Origin of the sequence: Paenibacillus sp. FSL R5-0766, assembly GCF_037971845.1 — a bacterium.
Taxonomy (GTDB): Bacteria; Bacillota; Bacilli; order Paenibacillales; family Paenibacillaceae; genus Paenibacillus.
The window spans coordinates 2,914,409-2,938,392 of the sequence record NZ_CP150227.1 but is presented as its reverse complement, the minus strand read 5'-3'; the positions used below and the strand labels follow the sequence as shown (position 1 = coordinate 2,938,392).

2 protein-coding genes are annotated in these 23,984 nt (G+C 46.1%); both read right to left on the bottom strand.

The genetic code is table 11. The features are described 5' to 3' along the window. Positions 1-15 precede the first annotated feature (15 nt). Positions 16-7,836, bottom strand: a complete 7,821-nt coding sequence (locus MKY66_RS13000; protein ID WP_339807155.1) for an amino acid adenylation domain-containing protein — start codon at positions 7,834-7,836, stop codon at positions 16-18. A gap of 170 nt (positions 7,837-8,006) precedes the next feature. Continuing rightward, complete coding sequence (locus MKY66_RS12995; RefSeq protein ID WP_076217152.1) at positions 8,007-23,837, bottom strand: non-ribosomal peptide synthetase; 15,831 nt, start codon at positions 23,835-23,837, stop codon at positions 8,007-8,009. Positions 23,838-23,984 lie beyond the last annotated feature (147 nt).

Below are 23,984 nucleotides of genomic sequence, written 5' to 3'. Positions count from 1 at the left end.
GAAAATAGACAAATATTAATCCTCAATCAGCTCATATTCGCTTAATAAATCTTCAAGATCCTCTAATGACAAGTCACTAAATCCATAGTCGGTAGATGTCTTCTCCGTATGTTCTTTGCTGATACAGTGATTAATCACTTGTTCAATTGCTTCGATATAATAATGGTTTAAATTAAGAATCATTTCTTCTGAAAACGCAGACTTGGTATAGGTTGTGCTAAGGGCCAGGCTTCCGTTATAGATGGCTACATTCAGCTCAATCGGGTTCATGCGTGCAATGTGCTCGCCCATGCTTTCTCCCGGTTTAAAATGCGAAGCATGAACCCACCCGGAATTTGCGGATGCTCCGATCTCTCCCAAATAGTTAAATAGAATTGGAGCCTTCTTCTCCGCCTGTAACTCCGGTATCTGGGCCACATATTTCAGCGCTCCATAGCTAAAGCCTTTATGCGGTACCTTCCTTAATCCCTCTTTCACCCGTTTGATGGTGGTCGAAAGTTCGTCCTCCGCTTCTCCCTCCAACAGAACCGGGTACAGGGTCGTAAACCAGCCCACGGTGCGGCTGAGATCGATACCCTCCAGCACATCCTCCCGGCCATGGCCTTCCAGGTTCACCTTCAGCTTCAGCTCACCCGTCAGCTTACGCACCGCAAGGTACAGCGCACTGAGTAACAGATCATTGATCTCCGTCTGGTAGGCCCGATTGCTCTCCCGCAGCAACTGTTGGGTGACTTCCGCACTCAGGGTGCTTTGCAGGGTATGGCTGTCCGCAAATCGATCCGGTTCCGCCGCTTCCTCTCGCTCTCCCAGGTTCAGTCCAGCCCCTTCCGCTGCAAGTCTACCCCAGTAGGCTCGCTCCTTGGCGGCATGCGGGCTCTTCGCGTAATCCTGCACGGCTTCTGCGAAACGCTGGTAAGAGTCAGTCTTCTCGCCCACATCCAGCGCTTCTCCCCGCTCCGCTTGCTGATACAGCACTTCCAGGTCTTCCAGCAGGATTCGCCAGGACACCCCGTCCACGACCAGGTGATGAATCGCCAGCAACAGATGGTCTCCGTCCTCGGCTTCAAACCACCCGACCTGCACCAGCTTGCCCTCTTCCAGGTTACATGCCTGCTGCACCCGGGTAGCCGCCTCATAGACCTGACGCTCCGATTCATTCCAGTCCCGTATATCAAATCGGTGCAAGGTATACATCCGCTCTCCAGTGTGAACCGGACGGTTGAATTGGCGGATACTCCCATCTGGTTGTAGCTCATATCTCATGCGCAGCGCATCATGATGCTCCAGCAACCGATCCAGCACCTGTTCCAGCACGTCCGGCTTGAACCCGGTCGCCCGATGCAGCATGAAGGACTGCGTGAAGTGATTTCGTTCCGTCGTGTTGTTCGCAAAAAACCACTGCTGAATCGGGGTCAGCTGCACTTCTCCTTCCACAGGCTCCTGGCTCTGGCGCTCACGTTGATCCCATTTCACATACGGGGAGAGATCCCGAATCTTTGGATAGGCAAACAAATCCCGAACCTCCATCCGCAGTCCCGCTCGGGCCAGACGTGATCCGATCTGGAGTGCCTTGATGGAGTCTCCCCCGGAGACAAAGAACTGGTGATTGATGCCCAGCTCCTCCATGTTCAGCACATCACGCCAAACTTCCACCAGTATGCGCTCCACCTCGCTACGCGGTGCTTCCGTCTCCGGCCCGGCAGGCAGGTGGTGGTCCGGCTCCGGCAACGCCTTACGGTCCAGCTTGCCATGGGACGTCAACGGCAGCTGATCCAGTTGCACCACATAGGCCGGGATCATATAATCCGGCAGTTCCGCTTCCAGCCAATCCCGAACAGTAGCAGCTGTCCACACTGTTTCACCTTCGGCTACAACATAGGCGCACAGTGCCCCATTTCCCTGCGGGTCCTGATGAGCCAGAACCGCTGTTTCCCGGATGGCCGGATGTTTCAGCAGTTGTTGCTCGATCTCGCCAAGCTCAATCCGGTATCCACGGATTTTCACCTGTTGATCGGTACGCCCCATAAATTGCAGGTTGCCACCAGGCAGCCAGCGTACCAGATCACCTGTCCGGTACATTTTGCTGCCAGGTTCATGCGGGTTGTCCACAAATTTCTCCGAAGTCATGTCCGGATTATTAAGGTAGCCCCGGGCTACACTGTTGCCGGCAATGTATAACTCTCCTGCTACACCAACTGGACATAGTTGATGATCACTATTCATCACGTACGTCCAAATGTTGGGGAGCGGCTTGCCGATCGGTATATTGCCGTGAACCTGATCTACCCGTTGGTAGGTGGTAGCGACTGTGTTCTCGGTAGGCCCATATGCATTAATCAGCGGGTAGTCAGGAAGAAACGAAAGTTTCAGCTGTTCTCCTCCAGCAATTAGCAAACGCAATGAGGTATTAGGTTGATGGATAAAAACTTCACACACCTTAGGCGGCAACGTGATCAATGTAATGGAGTGTGCATTCAAATATGCATTTAGCCGTGACATATCCAGGCGCAGCTGAGATGGGATGATGTGCAGCTCGGCCCCCACCACCAATGTCGGAAAAATATCGATAATAGACCCATCAAAAGTAATTTGCAAATAATTAGCTGCACGATCTCGTTCCGTGATCTGCTGAGCTTCAATGAAGCCATAACAGAAATTGGCGAATGATCCATGCTCAATCAATACACCTTTGGGCAATCCGGTTGAGCCTGAGGTATAGATGATATAGGCCAGATCATGTTCATCATGTTTTATTTTTGACACGCCATGCCGAGCCAATCTTCCACCCTTCTCCCGAATGCTCTGTATTGGGGAGCAATGATCGTCAACCACCAAGGTTTCACAGGAAACCCCGACTCTGTTCACTTGGGATAACAAGTGTGCTTGAGTTACAACCACGCTGGCACCGCTATCCTCCAGCATGTAGCGAATACGTTCCTCGGGAAAGGCAGGGTCCAAAGGCATATATGCCCCACCCGATTTGAGAATACCGAGTAAACCAACCATCATTTCCAATGAACGATCCATCATAATGCCTACAGGCATTTCTTTATGCAATCCAAGATCCAGCAGAGCTTCCGCAACATCGGTAGCCCGTTCATTCAGTTCGCTATAGGTTAGTTGTTGCCCGTCATATACAACAGCTACTTTATTGGGAAAATGAATTGCATGGTCTGCAATCTGTTCCGGAACGGACTTTCGTTGGGCGTAGTCCCGAACATTGTTGTTGAACTGGTACAGCAGCAGCTCCCTTTCCTTTTCCGTCACCAGGTTGATCTCACCAATGGTGCGTTGAGTATCTTTTACAATCTCTTTCAAAATTTCGTTATAATGCCCGGCCAGTTTCTCAATGGTCTCTTCTTTGAACAGCCTGGAGGCATACCCGTAAAACATCTCTATACCCTCCGCTGTCTCCAACGCGGTTACGCTCAGATCAAACTTGGCTGTGGGATGACTGAACGGATAGTATTCAACCAGCAAATCATTAGCGTCCATTCCCGTTGTCTGCTCAGCCTGAAGAGTAAACAGTGTATCGAATAGCGCACTCCGGCTTGCATCCCTGTTCACTTCAAGTTTGCTTACCAGTTCATCAAACGGATAGTCCTGATGGGCAAAGCCCTCAAGCGTAGTATCCTTAATATGATGAAGCAACTGCTGCAAGGACATATCGGGTTCAGGATAGAAGCGTAATGCCAGCGTATTAACAAACATACCCACCATATCTTCCAATTCCGGATGCTCTCGTCCTGCCACCGTAGTCCCTATAATGATGTCATCCTGGGAAGTGTACCTGGCAAGAAGTATCGTATATGCGGTTAACAGCAAAACAAACAGCGTTACACCGTTTTCGGCAGCCAGCAAACGCAGTTTTTGTGTCAGTTCGGAATCCACTGCAAATTGAAGCCGGTTTCCTTCATGACTCTGAATCGCAGGTCGTGAGAAATCGAGCGGCAAATTTAACACGGGCAATTCACCTTTAAGCATGTCTGTCCAGTATTGCTGGTGCTCTTGCCTTTGTTCTTGTTGTTCCGGGGCCAGAGACCATTCAGCATAATCTTTATATTGAAGGGTTAATGGTGCCAATTGTTTATGTTCATAGATTTGCCCTATTTCCTGGATAAGGTTATCCATGGACACCGCGTCTGAAATCAAATGATGCATATCAAGACATAAATATTGGCTGGTCTCTGTTCGCCATAATGCAGCTCTGAACAAAGGGGCTTTCTCCAGATCAAAGGGTTGGATAAATGAATGTATGAACGGATCGAAATCCTTTTGCAACCCGTTACCTACAAGAAGATTGAAGTTCACTTGGGCATGAATACGCTGCACGGGCTCACCATCGATTTCTGTAAAAGAAGTTCTCAGCCCTTCATGTCTATGAATCATTTCAAGCAATGTCTGCTCCATTCGTACCTGTTCAGCTTCTTTGGACAAACGGATAATAAGTGGCATGTTATACATCAAACCCGTTTGCTGCACCCGATCCAGAATGTAAAGTCTGCGCTGTGCTGCGGACAATGGATAATACGGCTTTTCGTTTGCCTTTTGGATTGGGCAAGTGCGCTGTGTCTCCACTGTTAGAAGCCATGCAGCCAGCTGCCTGATTGTAGGCATGTTAAAGATATCCTTGAGTGTAATCCGAAGCTCTAACTTTCTCTGAATGGCTGACATCATCGCAAATGCTCTCAAAGACTGACCACCCAGTTCAAAAAAGCTATGATCTACACCAATCGGCCGAAGTTCCAATATCTCTTCCCAGATGGATGCCAATATACATTCCAGCTCATTGCTTGGGGCCACATACGTCGTATTGGTCATGCTGTCCACATCGGGATGGGGCAAAACGTTAAGGTCTGCTTTACCATTGAGGGTACGCGGAATTTGCTCCAAGCTCATAAACCATGAAGGAATCATGTAAGCTGGCAATCGTTCTCTCGCATGTGTTTTCAGTTCATCAAAGCCATGCCCATGTTCTGGCGAATTCCAGACAATATACGCGCATAGGCAGAGCTGACCCTGTTGGTCTTTTTGAGTTATAACCACAGCGTCGCTTACATCGGGATGATCTGCCAGATGATGCTCCACTTCCCGAATTTCAACGCGATATCCTCTGATTTTAATCTGTTCATCATTTCTTCCAAGAAACTCGATATTTCCATCCGGAAGCCATCTCCCCATATCCCCGGTACGGTACATTTTGTTCCCCGATGCAAGCAGATGATCTACAAAACGGGATTGTGTGAGCTCGGCAAGGTTGAGATATCCCTTAGCGACCCCTGCTCCGCCGATATATAATTCCCCTGCTACACCAATCGGAACGGGTTGTTGATGTTCATCAAGTATAAACACCTCATAGTTACCAAGAGGACTGCCAATGGGAATTGATACTCTTCCTTCGTCCTGTGGCATCACACGATAATATGTAGCACATACCGTTGCTTCGGTAGGTCCATATGAATTGTACACCTGAGCCGAACCGACCATATTCCGGATATATTCGTATTTCAGGACATCCCCGCCACTGATAAATTTCATGTTGGCATGTGGACGCAGATGCCTGTTTTTGTCCAACTCGTTTAGAAGGAGCGGGGAACAGCTTAAGACAGTGATGTTCTCTTTTTCAATCTGCATAACCAGGTCATCCACATGCGTTTCGTTTAACTTGTCACTCAGGACAATACGCCCGGATACAGCCAGCAACGGAAATACTTCCTCAGTGAACGCATCGAAAGAAAAGGACACCACCTGAAGAACCGCATCCTCCTCTGTTAGCGGTACTCTGTCCAAAAATGTAGAGATATAGTTCAATACATTTCCATGAGTCGTCATAACTCCCTTCGGCGCACCTGTCGAACCTGAAGTATAGATCACGTAGGCCAAATCACCTTGGTGATTCACTCGTTCCGGGTTGCCTGGCTCCATATGTTCAATCTCCGGATTGTCCATCGCCAGCTCGGATGTGACGTGGAGCTTGTCTCTCAAAGGACACCCGTTCAAAAGCAACACAGCCCCGCTATCCCTGAGCATGTATGATACCCGGTCATCAGGCAATTCAGGATCAATGGGCAGATAAGCAGCCCCTGCCTTGAGAACTGCCAGTATTCCAACAATCATGTCCAAGGATCGCTCCACCATAACACCGATGATCGAATTGGGCTTTACCCCTCTCATTCGAAGCAGGCGTGCCAGCTTGTTTACTCGTTCATTAAGATGCTTATACGACATGGATTTTTCCCCGTGGACTACTGCGATCCGTTCAGGTGTAGATGCAGCGCGTTCTTCAAACCAATCATTTAAGGTACCCTGGTACGAATCCACTCGCTTGCTGTTAAACTGAACCAGCACCTGATCCTCTTCCTGACTGGACAACATGCGAAGCTGACTTACCTTTTGCGTGACGTTCAACGCAATCTCATTCAATACATTCATCAAGTGACTTAAAAAACGTTCCATGCTATTTTTGGCAAACAATTCGGAAGCATACTGCAGATCCAGTTTCATGTGACTTCCGTAATGAATTACGGTGAGACTGAGATCAAATTTGGAGACCGGTAGATCGAATTCACACATTTCCGCTTGAAGCTGACCAAGTTGGAACACATAATCCTCGGCGTGCTGCAAATCAAACATTGTATCAAACAGTGTGTGTCTGCTCCGATCCATAGGTAAGTTCAGTTTTTCAATCAGTTCATCAAAAGGATAATCCTGATTCTCATATGCAGATAAGGTATGCCTTCTCACCTGATTCAAAAACGCGACGAATGTCTGCTCCGGGTCGATGTTATGTCTTGTTGCTATTGTATTGGTGAACAAACCGATTACTGATTTGAGATGATCATGCGACCTGCCTGCGATCGGGGTACCCACGATAATGTCTTTCTGTCCAGTATATTTAGATAAAAGGACTGCGTAGGCTGATAAAAGCATCATGTACATCGTTACGTCATGCTCATCGGCAAGCCGCTGCAAATTTCTCGTTAATGCCTGATCCAATTCGGTAACCAATCGTTGACCGGCGTAATTTTGCTCTGGGGGGCGAGCATAATCCAGAGGCATTTGAAGTTGTGGCAGTTCCCCACTCAGCGTATCCAGCCAATAGGTCTCCTGCTTCTTCAGATCACCTGAACGTTCTTTGGTTTTCTCCCATGCTACATAGTCCTTGTACTGGATGGAAACAGGTGTCAACGGTTTTCCACTGTATAGTTCAGCCAGTTCATTCAAAAACAACGCAAATGACATCCCATCGGATACAATATGATGCATATCCATGAGCAGTACATGCTGATCTTGATCCAAGCGAACCAGTTCCGCCCGCAGCAGCGGAGCCTGCGTTAGATCAAAAGGTCGAATAAATTGTTTGATCTTGACCAAAATATCTAAATCATTCCGTTCACTGAAATCAAGCTTAAACCGAATTTTAGGGTGAATCTTCTGAGCAGGCTCACCCCGATCATCCACAAATGACGTTCGAAATGCTTCATGTCTCTCCATCACGCGCCCAATCGCTTCTTCAAGTAAATCCAGTTCGAGATGACCCGTCAGCTTCACCGCCATTGGAATGTTATAAGCAATTCCCTGATCGTCCATTTGATGCAGAATATACATTCTTTTCTGAGCTCTGGACAGGGGGTACATCTCGTTGGTCGATTCTTGAGCCTTTGGAATAGGCGCATTCCATACTTCTTCCTGATGGACCAGAAACTGAATTAGAGCCTGTTTGTGTTCTTTAATCTGTGATTTAAGATCAGCATTGATTTCCTCACGCGGTCCAATCATTTTGATTTTCCCGTCTTGATGGTACAATTTCACATTTCTTCTCTGTAAAAGATTCATAAACTCCGCAATGTTCATAGGAATTCACCATTCCTTTCAGTATGACGCCTAAGACATGGAATTCCGGGAGAAACTGCACCTTTACATCTCGTCTAATTAAGGGGCAATCAATACGTGATGCAGTCTCTCTCGGATCATTGAGTCATTTATTGAACTTAAAGAACGAACTGTTAAATCTCTTCTTCCACATATTCATTCACATCAGGGCCAGCTGTACTACCGCTCAATATATGAATGGCCTGTTGTTTAATCGTTGGATATTCAAAAAATTGGCTGATTTTCAATTCCATTTGGAACTTTCGGTTAGTCAGCTGAACTGCATGCATCACTTTCAGGGAATTCCCACCGCATTCAAAGAAATGGTGGGCGGTGCCAATTGGCTTCACATTCAGTACCTCTTCCCATATGTTTATTAACTGTTCCTCCACATAATTGGAAGGCGCTTCATACGTTGTCTCTGATTTGACTGCTATCTCAGGTCGAGGCAACGCTTGGCGATCTATTTTCCCGTTTGGCGTAAGCGGAAACTGCTCCAATACCTTGAAATAGGATGGGACCATATAACCAGGCAAACGGGCTTCCATAAAGGATTGCATATCCATCCGGCTGACTTCCTGCAGGACGGTAAGGTAAGCACACAATGCATCCTGCCCACCCGAATCTTTGACAGCTACAACCATGGCTTCACGGACATGCTCATGTGAAATCAGGACCTGTTCGATCTCCCCAAGTTCGATCCGATAACCTCTCAGTTTCACCTGATGATCCATCCGCTCCAGGAATTCAATCGTTCCGTCAGACCGTCGACGCACCCGATCTCCAGTGCGGTACATTCGTCCATGGAGCTGATAGGGGTTGTTGACAAATTTGGCTTCGGTCAGCTCTGCATTGTTCAGATAACCGAGACTTAATCCATCACCTGAGAGATAGAGCTCTCCAGGTACTCCATTTGGAACAAACTGTTGTTTGTCGTCCAGAATCCATGCAGATGTGTTCGCAATGGGCTTGCCAATCGGAAGAATTCCATCATTGTCACCTATAGCTTGTACAGGGTAACTTGTTGCAAATACTGTACTTTCCGTAGGACCATATACGTGGATCAGTTTATCTGCTCCCATATGGGAAAGAGCTCTCTGAGCATGGGAGACAGAAGCCCGCTCCCCTCCAAACAGGAGTTTCCGAAGTCCCAGCAAACAATGAGGCGCACGATCAACCAGCAAGTTAAACAATGCAGTCGTCATGAAACAGACCGTAATTCTCTCCTCTGTCATCACTTTAGACAATTGGTTGATATCCAGCAGGGTCTCCTGTTCAATCATGACCAGCCTCGCGCCGTTTAATAGCGCTCCAAAGATGTCAAATATCGAGCCATCAAAAGCATAATTTGAGATCTGCAGTATTGAATCAGAGGAAGAGATCTGAATATAATTCGTATCTTTCACTACCCGAATGGCATTGGCATGGGAGATCATTACACCTTTTGGTTTCCCCGTAGAGCCCGAGGTGTAGATAATATATGCCAGATCGTCTCCCTCCTTATCCTCGGATGCCAAGGTTGGTGCTGATTCCTTCATGCCTAAGTTCTCTAATCGGATGGTTTCTTCAACATCTGCACGTACATTCATGACTTCAATGACGTCTGTGAAATCCTCCATCCATTGTTTTTCCGTAAGCAACAAGGCGGCACCGCTGTCATGCAGCATGTGCACAATTCGTGCTCTTGGCCATTCGGGATCGATCGGTAAATAGGCTGCTCCGGATTTGAGAATTCCAAGAATACTTATAATCATCTCGGAAGAGCGTTGTACCATCAGTCCTACGATGGATGAATTTTGAATACCTCGCATGCGTAAACGTTCTGACATCTGATTGGATTTCTCCTGCAGCTCCAGGTAGGTGAACTGTTTTTCTTGCATTACCAGTGCAACTGCATCTGGAGTTCGCTCTGCCTGTTCGTCGAATAGCTGAGATAATGTCTTTTCTTTGGGAAATGGTGTCATCGGGCCATGGGATAACAACTCCATCTTATGGCGGGCCTGCTCGCCAATAAGAGCAATTTCGCTTACACGAATATTCTGGTTTGCACTAATTTGCTCCGCCACATAGAGAACATGATTACCCAGACCATTCATCAGATCTGAATCCAGTACGTTACTGTTATAAGACCATTTAAGTCTGAATGTATCGTCCAGAACAGCAGTCACACTCAAATCATAGTGTGTATGCTCATTGCCATAAACTCGCTCCAGCGTGACTCCTGTCCCTTGTTCCACCACTAGACCCGCAGCCTGTTCATTCCCAAAGTTTTGGAACACCAATACATGGTCAAGCAAATCGGCTTTTAATTCACTTTGATCCTGTATATCTGCCAGGTTTACGTAGCCATACTTTTGGCCTTCCATCCCTTCCTGTTGAACCCTGCGGAGAGCATCGGCAAAAAGTTCTTCCGGTTCAAGCTTAATCCGGGTAGGAATGGTATTAATAAATAGCCCCACCATGTTCTCTATTCCTTCAACGTCAGCGTCTCGCCCGGAAATGACTGTGCCGTATATGACATCTTCTGTACCACTGTATCTGCACAAAACCATGCCCCATATCGCCTGAATCAACGCATTAAATGTAACCTGATTGTTCACAGCGAATTGTTTCAGCCGACTTGTGAGTTCACGCGGGAATTGAATTTCCTGCTCCCGCAACGTTGGCGCTGCTGTATCCAGGTTAGTCCCTGTTTTGGGCAAAGAGACTCGTTCATAGTAGCCTTGGAGATACTGTTTCCAATACGCCAGTGCTTCCTCCTTGTTCTGTTGATCAAGCCAGTCGAGGTAGTCCCCCAGCGGCCTGGTTTCTTCCAACATTTCAGGCTGCCCAGCCTGCTGACTGGCATAAATCTCAAACATTTCACGAATCAGGATATCCAGACACCAGCCGTCCAGCAAAATATGATGATGACTGATGACCAGCGTGAACGCATCCGCCCCTCTGGAGATCAGACAAAATCTAATTAATAACTCCCGGCTGAGATCAAACCCTCTTTCCTGATCATCAGTCATGAACTGCTCCATCCGTTGAAGCTGTTCATGCTGGCTCTTTCCGCTCCAATCCAGCATCAACCATTCAACCTGTTGCTCGTCAATAATAAGCTGGCGAGGTCGCTCTACAAGTTGATATTCAAATATGGAACGAAGCCCTTCGTGGCGCTGTACCACCCGTCCTAAACTGTATTTCAATATCTCCAAATCAACGTTACCCTTTAATTCCACAAATACCTGCTCAAAATAGGCGTGTGATGTTTCTTGCTCCAGCGAATGGTACAACATGCCGGATTGCATAAGGGTCAACGGATAAATTTTGCTGATCACAAGTGGATCAACTCTATTTTGTATGGCTTCCAACTCCGCTATGGATACAGGATGCTTCCCATAATCAGATGGGGTTCTCTCTGCGCCCTGCTTGTTCCGGCAGTGTTGAACGATTTGATACAAGTTATACATGAACAACCGATTAAGCTTTTCAGCAATCCCAGCTTCGTATACTCCATCACTGTAAGTCGTATGAATGGTGAACTTCCCATCTATTACAACTACATTTATTTCAAAATCATGCGCTCTGATGAGTTGCCCACCCACCGTTTGTCCTACCGGGATATATGACGAACTGAACAAGCTCCGTTCCAGACTGCTGTCCAGTTCACCCATATAATTGAACAAAATAGGTGCTTCCTTTTCATCTGCAAAACCATGCTGATCAGCCATATGCTTGAGAATTCCGTACCCGATGCCTTTATTAGGGATGGTTCTCAGTGTTTCCTTGACTGTTTTAATTGCTTTAGGCAATTCCAGCTCTTGACACAGGTCAAATACTACCGGATATACCGATGTAAACCATCCGACCGTTCTGCTGACATCCAGCTCGGTTTCAAGTCCTTGTCGGCCATGCCCCTCCAGCATGATTTTGAATCGGGATTGACCGGTCATTTCGGTTACACTTAGCATAAGTGCAGTCAACAGAATGTCATTAATCTCCGTTTGGTAGGCTCTGTTTGTCTGTTGAAGAAGCCAGCCGGTTTGTTCACGATCAAGCTCAGATACAAGGGTAGCGCTATGACCATGGTCATGGACTGTGTCCGTTGTTTGGCGCTGAGAATCCAGGAATGGCGTATACACACTGGACACGTTTTTCCAGAACGCCTGCTCCTTTTGCAAAAGGTGATGTTTGGAATACGACTTTAATGCAGCAGCAAATTGCTGGTAAGAGACGGTTTTGTGTCCCACATCAAACGGCTTTTGTTCAACCCCTTGCATGTATAACCATTCAAAATCTTCGAGCAAAATTCTCCAGGACACACCATCCATGACCAAATGATGAATAGTAATTAACAGGTGTTCTCCTTCATCAAGCCTGAAGAGCCGGAGTTTAACAAGTTGTCCCTCATGAATCCGCATTTTCTTTTGCAACAACGATGCCTGCTCTTCAATGAATACTTCCGGTTGTGCTACGCCTCTGGCATCCACAACGCTGAACTCAAACATACCCTCTCTATAACTCCGAATGGTCTGTGTCATTTCTCCAGAAGAGTTGTATTCATAAACCATTCTTAAACCGTCATGATGCTCCATCAGTTTCTCGAAACTAAGTCGAATGGTGTTCTCATCAAACCCTTCCTGCCTGAATAACATAAAAGCCTGATTGTAATGGTTATGCTCTGTATGATTTCTCGCAAAAAAGCGCTGCTGAATAGGTGTTAGGAAAACCTCACCTGTCACCTCAACATTCCCAGTAGAATGGAACTGTGACTGTTTGACATATGGACTAAGCTGCCGGATGGTCGGATTGGCAAAAAGATCCTTCATCTCTACTTTTAAACCCAGTTTGGACAATCCCGAAATCGTCTGGAGTGCCTTAATGGAGTCTCCACCCATGACAAAAAAGTTATGATGAATTCCAATACAATCCAGATTCAAGATGTTCTCCCATATCTGAACAAGCTTTTGCTCTTTGTCATTCCTCGGCGATTCATACTTCGAGTCATCCAGTATGCTGTTGCCCGGTTCAGGGAGACGGGAGCGATCCACTTTTCCGCTTACCGTTCTCGGCAAGTGGTCCATTTTGACAAAATGGGCTGGTATCATATATGAAGGAACCTGTAGCTCAAGTTTCTCACGCACGTCCATAATGGAGATCCCCGGATCAGTAATCACAATATAAGCACAGAGATAATCGTTACCGCTGTCATCCTGACCTGCGTTAACAAACGCCTCTTGAATTACCTCCAGACGGGTTAACTGATATTCCACTTCCCCAAGCTCGATTCGATAACCACGGATTTTAACCTGATCATCCTGTCTGCCAACAAATTCAATGGTTCCATCCGGCAGCCATTTGGCGGTATCCCCTGTACGATACATTTTTCGGTCACTTTCTACAGGTGAATCCACAAACTTCTCTCCCGTAAGATCCGGTTGATTCAAGTACCCGCGTGCCACTCCCTCACCCGAAATGCACAACTCACCCGGTACACCAACCGGCTGTGGACGATTGTAACGATCCATAATCAGGATGCTTGTATTTCGAATCGGTCTGCCGATCGGAATCGTTCCTGATCGCTCGCCTGTCCCATACATGATTCTGTTCCAAGCCGCGTCCACCGTGCATTCCGTCGGTCCATATACGTTTGTAACGTTTGCTCTCATTCCAGGGAGCGTGGTATATACTTCATCGAGAAGGTCAAAGGTCAGCACGTCGCCACCGATAATCAGCTCTTGCAGTTCATACTGCTGTTTGCATCCGGCCGAGGCCAGGGTGAGCAATTTCAGATGAGCAGGCGTACCATCGGACACATGAATATGATGATGAGCATAATAATTCAGCAAAAGATCTGCTTCCCAGACTGTGCTCTTAGGCACGATATGCAGTGCATGTCCGAGCAGTAAAGCAGCAAAAATCTGCTTTACGGATGCATCAAAGATATATGGAGCAATTAATGCAATATTCAAAGGGGTCTCATAGTGCTGATATATCGCCTCCACCAATCCGTCCACCAGATTGTGAACATTGTAATGTTCAACAACGACTCCTTTGGGTCTGCCAGTAGAACCCGAAGTATAAATGACATAAGCCGCATCGTTGGAATGGTTGATCATGTCCGGTTCACGTACTGGTTCACGTACCCCTGAACGATCCAATCCATCCAATAAAATAACTGTACCTTCAAACACAAGGTCATCCACCATGGAATGATCTGCTGTACATAATAAACGCGCACCACTGTCAGTCAGCATATAACGCTTACGCTCAGTAGGAAGTTCAGGATCGATCGGCATGTAAGCCGCACCTGATTTGAGCACACCTACAATCGCAACGATCATATTTATGGAGCGCTCCACCATCACAGCTACAATGTGATTTGGTCCTGCTCCTTCCTGACGTAACTCGCAAGCCAGGACATTCGCCCTCTCATTCAACATACGGTAGGTCAGCTGTTCATTCTCGAAAACTAAAGCGATGTTGTCCGGATTGTGTTCAACCTGCTCCATAAACATCTGGATCAATGTTTTGTCCCGTTCATAAGCCTGTCTCGGCGGGTTGAACCCTGTCAGAACGGTTTTCTCAGGTTGCGTCAGAATATCCAATTGATCCAGTCGTACTTCTGGAGCAGCAGCGATCTGTCTCAATATCTCGACAAAATGTTTAGCAAAGCGCTGAATACGCTCCGCCCGGAACACATCCGTGTTATATTCCAGTTCGAGATTCCAGCTCAGGTTGGTTTTGTTCATTCTGGCCGTCATATCAAATTTGGAACGTTGGATGCCATCTTCAAGCAAAACGGCCTCTACATCGTTCATCTGGAGATCAAGATGATCTGTATTTTGAACAAGCATGACGTCAAACAGTGGATTGCGTGAAGGATCACGCTTCACATCAACCTGTTCCACCAAACGTTCAAATGGATATTCCTGATGCTCATAGGCCTGAAGTATGTTCTCCTTCACCTGTTCCAGATATTGCCGGAAGGTATAATGGCCCAGCGGCGCATTTCTGAGAACTATTGTGTTTACAAACATGCCGACAACACGGTTGAGATCATCATGATTCCGACCTGATACCGGCGTACCAATCAGGATATCTTCCTGTCCGGTATATCTGGAGAGCAGTGTTGTAAATGCAGAGACAAACAGCATATACATGGTGGCTCCCTGATCATTGGCCAGCTGCTCAAGCGCAACCGTCAGTGTTTCATCCAGATGCAAACGAATCTGATCACCATTAAACGTCTTAGTCTTCGGCCGTGGAAAATCCAAAGGCAGGTCAAGAACCGGAACCTCTTCCTTCAACACATCAGACCAATAATTTGCATGCCGGACCGAGTCACTGCTTGTTTGCCGTTCATGTGCCCAGAGGGAATAATCCTTGTACTGCACAGCTACAGGTGGCAATTTTTTGCCATTATAGAACTCGGCCAGGTCATGTAACAGAATTCCGATCGAGATCCCATCTGAAATCATATGATGCATGTCAAACAAAAGGACATGTTCATCTGCTTTGATTTGCACAAGTTCAGCCCGCATCAATGGGGCTTGTTCCAATGAGAAAGGTTGTACCCACTTGGATAGAACAGGTGGTTCCCCTGCGGTATGGAGGGAACTGTAATGAACTTCAAAGTCGACACTTGGCATAACTCTTTGAGCAGGCTTACCCTGATTCATGACAAATGAAGTTCGAAGGGATTCATGTCTTGCAATCAGGCGGGAGAACGCCTCATTCAATTGTTTTTTATTTATGCTCCCCTTCAATTTCATAGCAAGAGGCATATTATAGGCTGTACCCGTAGGGTCCAGATTGCTCAAAATATAAATTCTTTGCTGCGCTGCTGATAAATCATACAAGGACTGCAATGGCGCATGGGGAATAGATGTATATTTGCTTTTTTTATGATCCAGAATGAATTGGGCCATGCCCCGGATTGTAGGCGTACGGAATATCTGTACCAATGGCATTTCTACCTGCATCTCCTTGTGTAATCTGGAGATTAGTATGGTGGCCAGCAGGGAGTGTCCGCCAATATCAAAGAACCGTTCATGGACACCCAAATTGCCAACCTTTAGAATATCCTGCCAAAGAGTGACCAGTGCAACTTCAACCGGATTCCTTGGTGGTGCATACCCGATAGCTGCCCGGTTGTCCGATAATGTCGGAATCGGCAATGCTTTGCGGTTCACTTTACCGTTAGCTGTTAAAGGCAAGCGATCCATCGTCACGAAATGGGCAGGCACCATATACGAAGGCAAACGCCGAATCAATTCTTCTTTGATCTCATCGATAACTTCCACAGGATACCCCTCATGACAAACGACATAACCACAAAGAAACGTCGAGTCTGTCGGGTCCATTTGCGCTACAACTGCCGCCTCTAACACCCTTGGGTCCTGCAACAGCAGATGTTCAATTTCTCCAAGCTCAATACGGAATCCGCGTATTTTCACCTGATCATCCATGCGACCCAAATATTCAATATTCCCATCCGGTAGCCAGCGCACCCAATCTCCGGTCCGATACATCCGTTGTTCTGGATTAAACGGATGTTGAACAAACTTCTCTGCCGTTAACTGGGGCCTGTTCAAATACCCTTTTGCAAGTCCGGCTCCACTTATGCACAATTCACCCGGAACCCCTATGGGCGACAGCTGGTCACTGGCACTCAGAATAAACACGTTGGTATTCGGCAGTGGTCGACCTATAGGAATATTGGAATACATCTGATCGATGGTAAAACTGGTAGTGACGACGGTATTTTCAGTAGGGCCATAATTGTTCACAATTTCATACTTTCGGGATTCGAAATAATTCAGCTTGTCTCCCCCCGTCAGCAATGTTCGAAGGGAACGATTCTCCTGCCGGATAAACTGCTCGCAAATCGCTGTAGGCAGGAACGCAATACTAATCTGATGCTGATGGAAGTAATCATTGATGCGCATCACATCCAGCCTGATTTCATCCTGAATCAGATGTACGGAAGCTCCTGACAACAGGTATGGGAACAATTCCCACACAAAAGCATCAAAGCTCAAGCTTGCATAGCTGGCACTGCGATCAGCATCGGTGATCTGATACCGTTTACGATGCCATGTACACAAATGAACAAGCGATTGGTGTGAAACCATCACTCCCTTGGGCTGACCTGTGGAACCTGATGTGTAAATGACATAAGCCAGATCCCGGCTTTGTCCCCGTATTGGTTGCAAGGAAGAGGAGACCCGAAATTCGTCCGTTTGCAAAAGTTCAGTCTGCAAATCAATGAGATGGACCGAGCTTTCTTTTCCCTGAACGACATGTTCAAACCGTTCCTTCGGTGTTAATACCCATTGGGTCTGACTGTCTTCAAGCATGTAATGGATACGATCATTTGGATAGGCCGGGTCAATGGGCAAATATGCTCCGCCTGCTTTTAGAACCGCCAGCATTCCGATCACCGCATCGATTGAACGCTCTGCGAGGACCCCGACGATGTTGTTATCACGCACTCCTTTTTTCCGTAGTAGATCAGCAAGCTGTTCACTTCGTTGGTTCAACTCGCGATAGGTTACATGATTTTCGCCCATCACCAGAGCAACATGATCCGGTGTACGTCTCACTTGCTGTTCAAAGAGCTCATCCACAGTTTGATGCAACGGATACTCCATGGATGGTGGATTAAAGGTATGAATCAACTGATCTCTTTCTCTCGGAGACACACTTTCAATCTCGCTAAGCGGCTGTTCCAGACCGGATATCATGTTGCCTACTAAGGCAATATAGTTGTCACTCATGCGCTGAATGGTTTCCTGACCAAACAAATCGGTGGAGTACTCCACGTTAAGCACGATTTCATTTTCAAACTCAAGGATGTTGAATGTCAGATCAAATTTTGCATTATCCAGATTAAACATGACAGGCGACACCTGGATACCCTCTTTTTCACGAGTAAACAGCGAAGCGTTCTCCAGCGAAAACATCGTGTCAAACAACGGATTACGATTGACCTCACGCTGCGCACCTGTTTTTCGCACCAGTTCATCAAATGCATACTCTGAATGTTCAAAGGCTGCTACGGTTGATTGTTTGATTTGCTCAATAAACTGTCTGACCGTATCCGATTCGTTCATCTGGTTTCGCAATGCAATGGTGTTCACAAATACTCCAAACATATGTTGTAACGGCTCATGCAGACGGCCAGAGGCAGCCGTACCCACAACCAGGTCTTTCTCATGTGTATACCGGTGCAGTAAGAGGAAATAGGCACTAAGCATCACCATATACAACGTTGATCCGGTATCCTTGGCAAGCTGCCTGATGTCGCGGGTCAGGCTCTCGCCCAAGTGATTGTAAATGTTGTTTCCCTCATACCTGTTAACTTCAGGTCGTTTGAAGTCGTACGGAAGCTCAGGCGTTGGCGGGGTACTACTATAGATATCCAGCCAGTAAGCCTCCTGTTTCGCCATCTCATCCGAATGACTGTACTGTTCCTGCCATGCCGTATAATCCTGATAATGCACATCAACGTCTGGCAGAATTGAGCCACTGTAGAGCTCCAGCAATTCGTTCATCAATATGCCTTGAGATGTACCGTCAGCCACAATATGGTGGAAATTTATAATAAACAAATGACGTCCATGGCCAATTCTCACCAGTTTTGCCCTCATTAAAGGAGGCTGGCGGAGATCAAAAGCTTGAGTGGACTGTTTGCACAGGTTACTTGTCAAACGAACGAGTTCATGGTCATCTGTATCGAGTTCTCCGAGATCATCATATTCAAGTTCAAAGGCTACGTTTGTTTGAACCGTCTGGACAAGCTCATCCTCTATCACTTCAAATCCAGTTCTCAGTATTTCATGCCTCTCAATAAACGTTTGAAGCGCTCTCTCAAGCCGTACGAAGTGTACTTCTCCTTCCATAAGCAGCGCCATGGGAATGTGATAAGCGCCCCTATTATTTTCAAGCAGCGAGAGGGTATACATGCTTCTCTGGGCTGCAGAAGCCTTATACCGGTCACGGCGACTTAACTTCTCAATGATCACAGCAGGTTTGACATGTGCTTTGGTAACCAAGTATTGTTCCAGGCTGTATATCGTATCATTTCGGAACATTTCGCCAATGGGAACTTCAACATGAAGACGCTTCTTCACTTCAGCCACCATTGCCATAATTTTCAGCGAATCTCCGCCGAGATCAAAACAGCTTACGTTCAGGCCAATCTGCTTCAAGCCAAACACATCACTCCAGATCTGAAGCAGCTGTTCCTGAATGGAATTGACAGGCTCTGTATCCACTACAGCATGTTCACGAACAGTGAGTTGATGCTGCCTTGCCACTTGTTCAAGTGTCGCTTTGTTGACCTTGCCATTGGCAGTAAGCGGAACTTCATCTACATTCAGGAACATGGACGGAACCATGTAATTTGGTAATTTACTTTGCAAAAGAGCTTTCAGTGGCAGTGTGTCCACATCCTGATCTGTAACAACAAAGGCAAAGAGGCTTTTGACTCCGTTCTCGTCAGCAACATCAATTACGGCTGTCTTTTGCACATCTTCAGCTTGCAAAAGTACGTTCTCAATTTCACCAAGTTCTACCCGATAACCTTTGATTTTGACCTGGCTATCTTTTCTGCCCAGGAACTCCACATAACCTTCGGATCGAAGGACACCAAAATCTCCTGTCTTGTAGATGTACCCGAACTGTGGATGAACAATGAATGACTGTCTTGTTTTTTCCTCGTCATGAAGATAACCGCTTGCTACACCGCTTCCACCAATGTACAATTCCCCCTCAACATCTAGAGGGCATGGTTGAAGTTGTCTGTTCAGCACATGAATTTGTTGATTGGCTAGTGGTCTACCATAAGGGATACTCTTCCATTGCTCAGACACTGCCGTGATTGGGTAATAGATGGACCATATCGATGCTTCAGTGGCTCCTCCCAAACTAACCACCTCAGATTCAGGAAATACGTCAACTATTTTCTGAGGAAGCCGTAGAGATATCCAGTCACCACTAAGCAATACCAGACGAAGGTCGTTGTTCTTTTCTCCCGGTGAATACAGATCAACACACATGTCCATAAGAGCAGGAACCGAATTCCAAATGGTGATTTTTTCTTGTTCCATCACGTTCTTGAGCTGAAACATGTCACGCTGATCATCAATAAGAACCAGACAAGCCCCGCAGCTGACTGCGCCGAAAATATCATAGACGGATAAGTCAAAACATAATGAAGATATGCCCATCATTCGATCACTGGAGGTTACGTTGAATCTTTCATTCATATCCAGGATCGTATTGGCTGCTGCGCCGTGCTTGATCTGCACACCTTTGGGCTTGCCCGTGCTGCCAGAAGTAAAAATAACATAGGCCATATCATCATTCGTCACTCCGCTGTTTATGGATTCCGCAGAGTAGGTTTCTAACGATTCCGTCTCATATAGCTCTGGCATGATGAAAAATTTACAGTTGGCCTTTTCGCGAATATATTGCTTACGTTCCTCCGGATAGTCCGGATCAAGCGGAATATAAGCTGCTCCCGCTTTGAGCACACCAAATATATTCACAATGGTGTCAATGCATCTCTTGCCATACACACCAATATAATCGCCCCGCTGTACTCCCTGATCGATCAAATACCTGGCAATCTGATTCGATCTGCGTTCCAACTCTATGTAACAAATGGAACGTTCATGATGCTGAATCGCCACCCGATCTCCTAATCTGATCGCTGTTGCAGTTAACAGGTCATGCAGAGGCTTCAGAGTAAACGGCTTGCTTGTATCGTTATACTGTTTGATGAGTTGCCTGCTCGCTTGACTCAACTCAAGCTTGGTAACTTGTGTTGCAGAGATCACTTGGTTCAGAATGTTCAGATACTGCTGGAACATAGATTCAATCACTTCTTTTTCAAACAATTGATCCACAAAGTCCCATGTGATATACAAACCGCCATTGATTTCATAGACCTGATTATCAATATAAACCTGTGAGGTTCTTGTACTGAAATACTTGATCTGGTCAAAGTTAAACAAAGCGTCAAATGAATCTTCCACATTTTCATTTAAGACACTTGTAAATACAATTGGCATGACTGCTCTCTTGTGCATATCATGTTTTTTGCCCAATTGTCTTATAAAATCAACGCCATCATAATGTCTGTGATCCAATGCATCCAGCAATGAATGTTGCACCGACTCTGTAAATGTCCAGAACGAATTCAGAGATTTTTGGGCATCAATATCCAGCAACATCAGCGTTGTAAAGTCTCCCGCCATCCTCTTCACATCTTCATGAAACGGAATCCGATTAAATACGGTCAGGTTGACCCCAAATCTCTCCTGGTTTGACCAATGCGCAAGTACATAGGCATAGGCTGCGCATAAAATGGAAGTTGGGGTAACGTTATGCTGCCTTGCCTGCTGTTTAAGCTTGTTCCAATGTTCACCCGTTATAAAGTTCGAGAATTTGCTGAATTGGGGAACGTTTATGTCTGCCGGATTACATTTGAGCGGCAAAGCCGGAGAACCCGGAAAGTCTCCCAGCTTGTCCATCCAGTAGCGCTGATCCTTGAAATAACGTGCAGACTGTTTGAAACGTGCCATTGCCTGAACGTAGTCCCTGAAATTATATTGAAGCTCCGGCAGCTCCTGATCCCCGTTTGCATAGAGCCATTTGAATTCCTTGATGAGCAGTTTCAAGCTGCTGTCATCACAGATGAGCGGGTCCAGATTCAGATAAAAATAATATTGATTCTCTGACATTCGGTAAGCTTTCATTTCAAATAATGGCCACTCGCTTGGAACAATCACTTTTGTCATCATTCGTTGTCTCTCTGCTTCCATTTGCGAGCTACGATATGTCGTATCCCATTCTGACACGTCTATCACTTCTACCGTGTATAACGGTGGACTTTTCAATATTTGCTGTGTCCCGTTCTCGTACACAACTGTTCGTAATATAGGATGCCTATTGATCAATTTCTGCAAAGTTGCATTAACCAAATCCATATCCGCCTCGGCCTCGAATTCGACCGTAAAATTCGTTGCAGCTCCACCCATCTCAAATGCAGGGTCACGTCCAATCAAATAAGCCAGCTGAATACCCGTAAGACCAAATGGCTCAAGCATATTGGCAGGATCACCTTGATCCGTAAAATAAGCCTCCGTGTTATCCTCATCATTATTTTCTTCCAAAAATGTTGCTATATTTTGGATCGTTCCAAGACGAAAAAGCTGGTTTAATGGCAGACTTGCACTTAAATCCTCATTAATCCGTGCAATCACTTCAATGGCATTAAGGGAATGACCCCCCAGATGTGCAAAACTGTCATTTACACTCAATTGCTCGATTTGTAGTACATCCTTCCAAATCAAGGACAGGTGTTGTTCCAACTCTGTTGTCGGAGCAACGTATTCCCTGCCTGAATGGATGCTGCTATCCGGCTCGGGTAATTCACTTTTGTTAATCTTGCCATTAGCAGTCAGCGGAAGCAGCTCCAGTTTGACATAATAGCTTGGCACCATATACTCCGGTATTCTCTGTTCCAGGAAAAGACGCAGCTCCTCAATTGAGGTTTCTTGGGTCAACACCATATATGCACACAGATAGGCATGGCCTGCATCGTTTGTTCGCATCATGACAAATGCCTCTGCTACCGCATCATGCCGGGACAAATGGGTTTCAATTTCACCCAGCTCGATCCGAAAACCACGAAGCTTCACCTGTTGATCCATTCGATCCAAAAATTCAAGGGTATGCTCAGGCGTCCAGCGAACCAAATCACCCGTGCGGTACATCCGTTCTGATGTAAAGAAGGGATGCGGAATGAATTTTTGTTCTGTGAGTTCATCGTTATTCAAATAACCGAGCGCAAGTCCATCACCGGATATGCATAATTCCCCGGCTGTTCCAACAGGGACGGGATGATCATGCTCATCCAATACCAGAACGGAGGTATTAGCGACTGGAATGCCAATTGGTACTGTAAGCGCTTCCTTTTTGATTTCATTTACAGGATAATATGTGGCAAAAACCGTGCTTTCCGTAGGTCCATAAACATGAATAAGCTTATCGCTCCCCATACAATCAAGCGCTTTTTTTACATGTGTTAACGAAACTCTTTCTCCGCCAAAGAGCACTTTGCGAACCGATTGGAAGCAGGATATTTCACGTTCCACGATAGCATTAAAAAAAGCAGTTGTGATGAACATAACGGTAATCCCATTTTTTTCAATGGACCGGGCCAGGCTGGGCATGTGAAGTGCCTCTTCCTTCTGAATAATGACCAAACTTGCTCCGTTCAGTAGGGCTCCAAATATTTCAAACACCGATGCATCAAATGAATAGTTGGACATCTGAAGCATGCGGTCCTGTTCCGTAATGGTGATGTAATTGGTACTACATACAACACGAATGGCTGATCGATGAGAGATAACCACTCCTTTGGGGAGACCCGTTGATCCCGATGTATAAATGATGTAAGCCGGATCTTCTGCCTGATTAATATCCGTCAATGCATCGGATGGAAGGTCACAATAATCCTCAATGGTGGGATGAATAACCTCCAAACCGATACATTCTATGTAATTCTCTTCAGGATGAGATGTCAGTAGCATACATGCCCCACTATCCTTGAGCATATAATTCACTCGTTCCCCAGGTGTTTCGGAATCAATCGGTAAATAAGAAGCCCCTGATTTGAGAACGGCTATTAAAGCAATTATCATTTCAGGGGATCTCTCTAACATAATACCGATTATTTTGTCGCGGTCTGCTCCCTTCTGACGAAGAAGTGCGGCAATCTGGTTTGAATACTGATCTACTTCCTTGTACGTATATTGAATGGTGTCTGAGGCTACCGCAATGGCATCGGGATGCAAGCGGGCCTGTTCTTGAAATAACTGATGGATGGTATGATTGCGGGGATAGTCTGTTCTATTCTCATTCACTGTCGGATTCTCTCTGATATTGGAATGTCCAGTAATCATAACGATATCCTTCCTTTGCAAGCAGAATACTTTTATTATATTATCCTAAAATTTCCATGTCAATCTATTTACTTATTTGCTTTATTAAGTAAAATGAAAGTAAAATTTGGCGAATATTCTGAGCATAACTCGACAGATTCTAGTATA

What these genes read in the sequence shown, in the direction of transcription:
- MKY66_RS13000 (WP_339807155.1), bottom strand. Translation starts at nt 7,836, where the DNA reads ATGAATCTTTTACAGAGAAGAAATGTGAAATTGTACCATCAAGACGGG.
- MKY66_RS12995 (WP_076217152.1), bottom strand. Translation starts at nt 23,837, where the DNA reads ATGATTACTGGACATTCCAATATCAGAGAGAATCCGACAGTGAATGAG.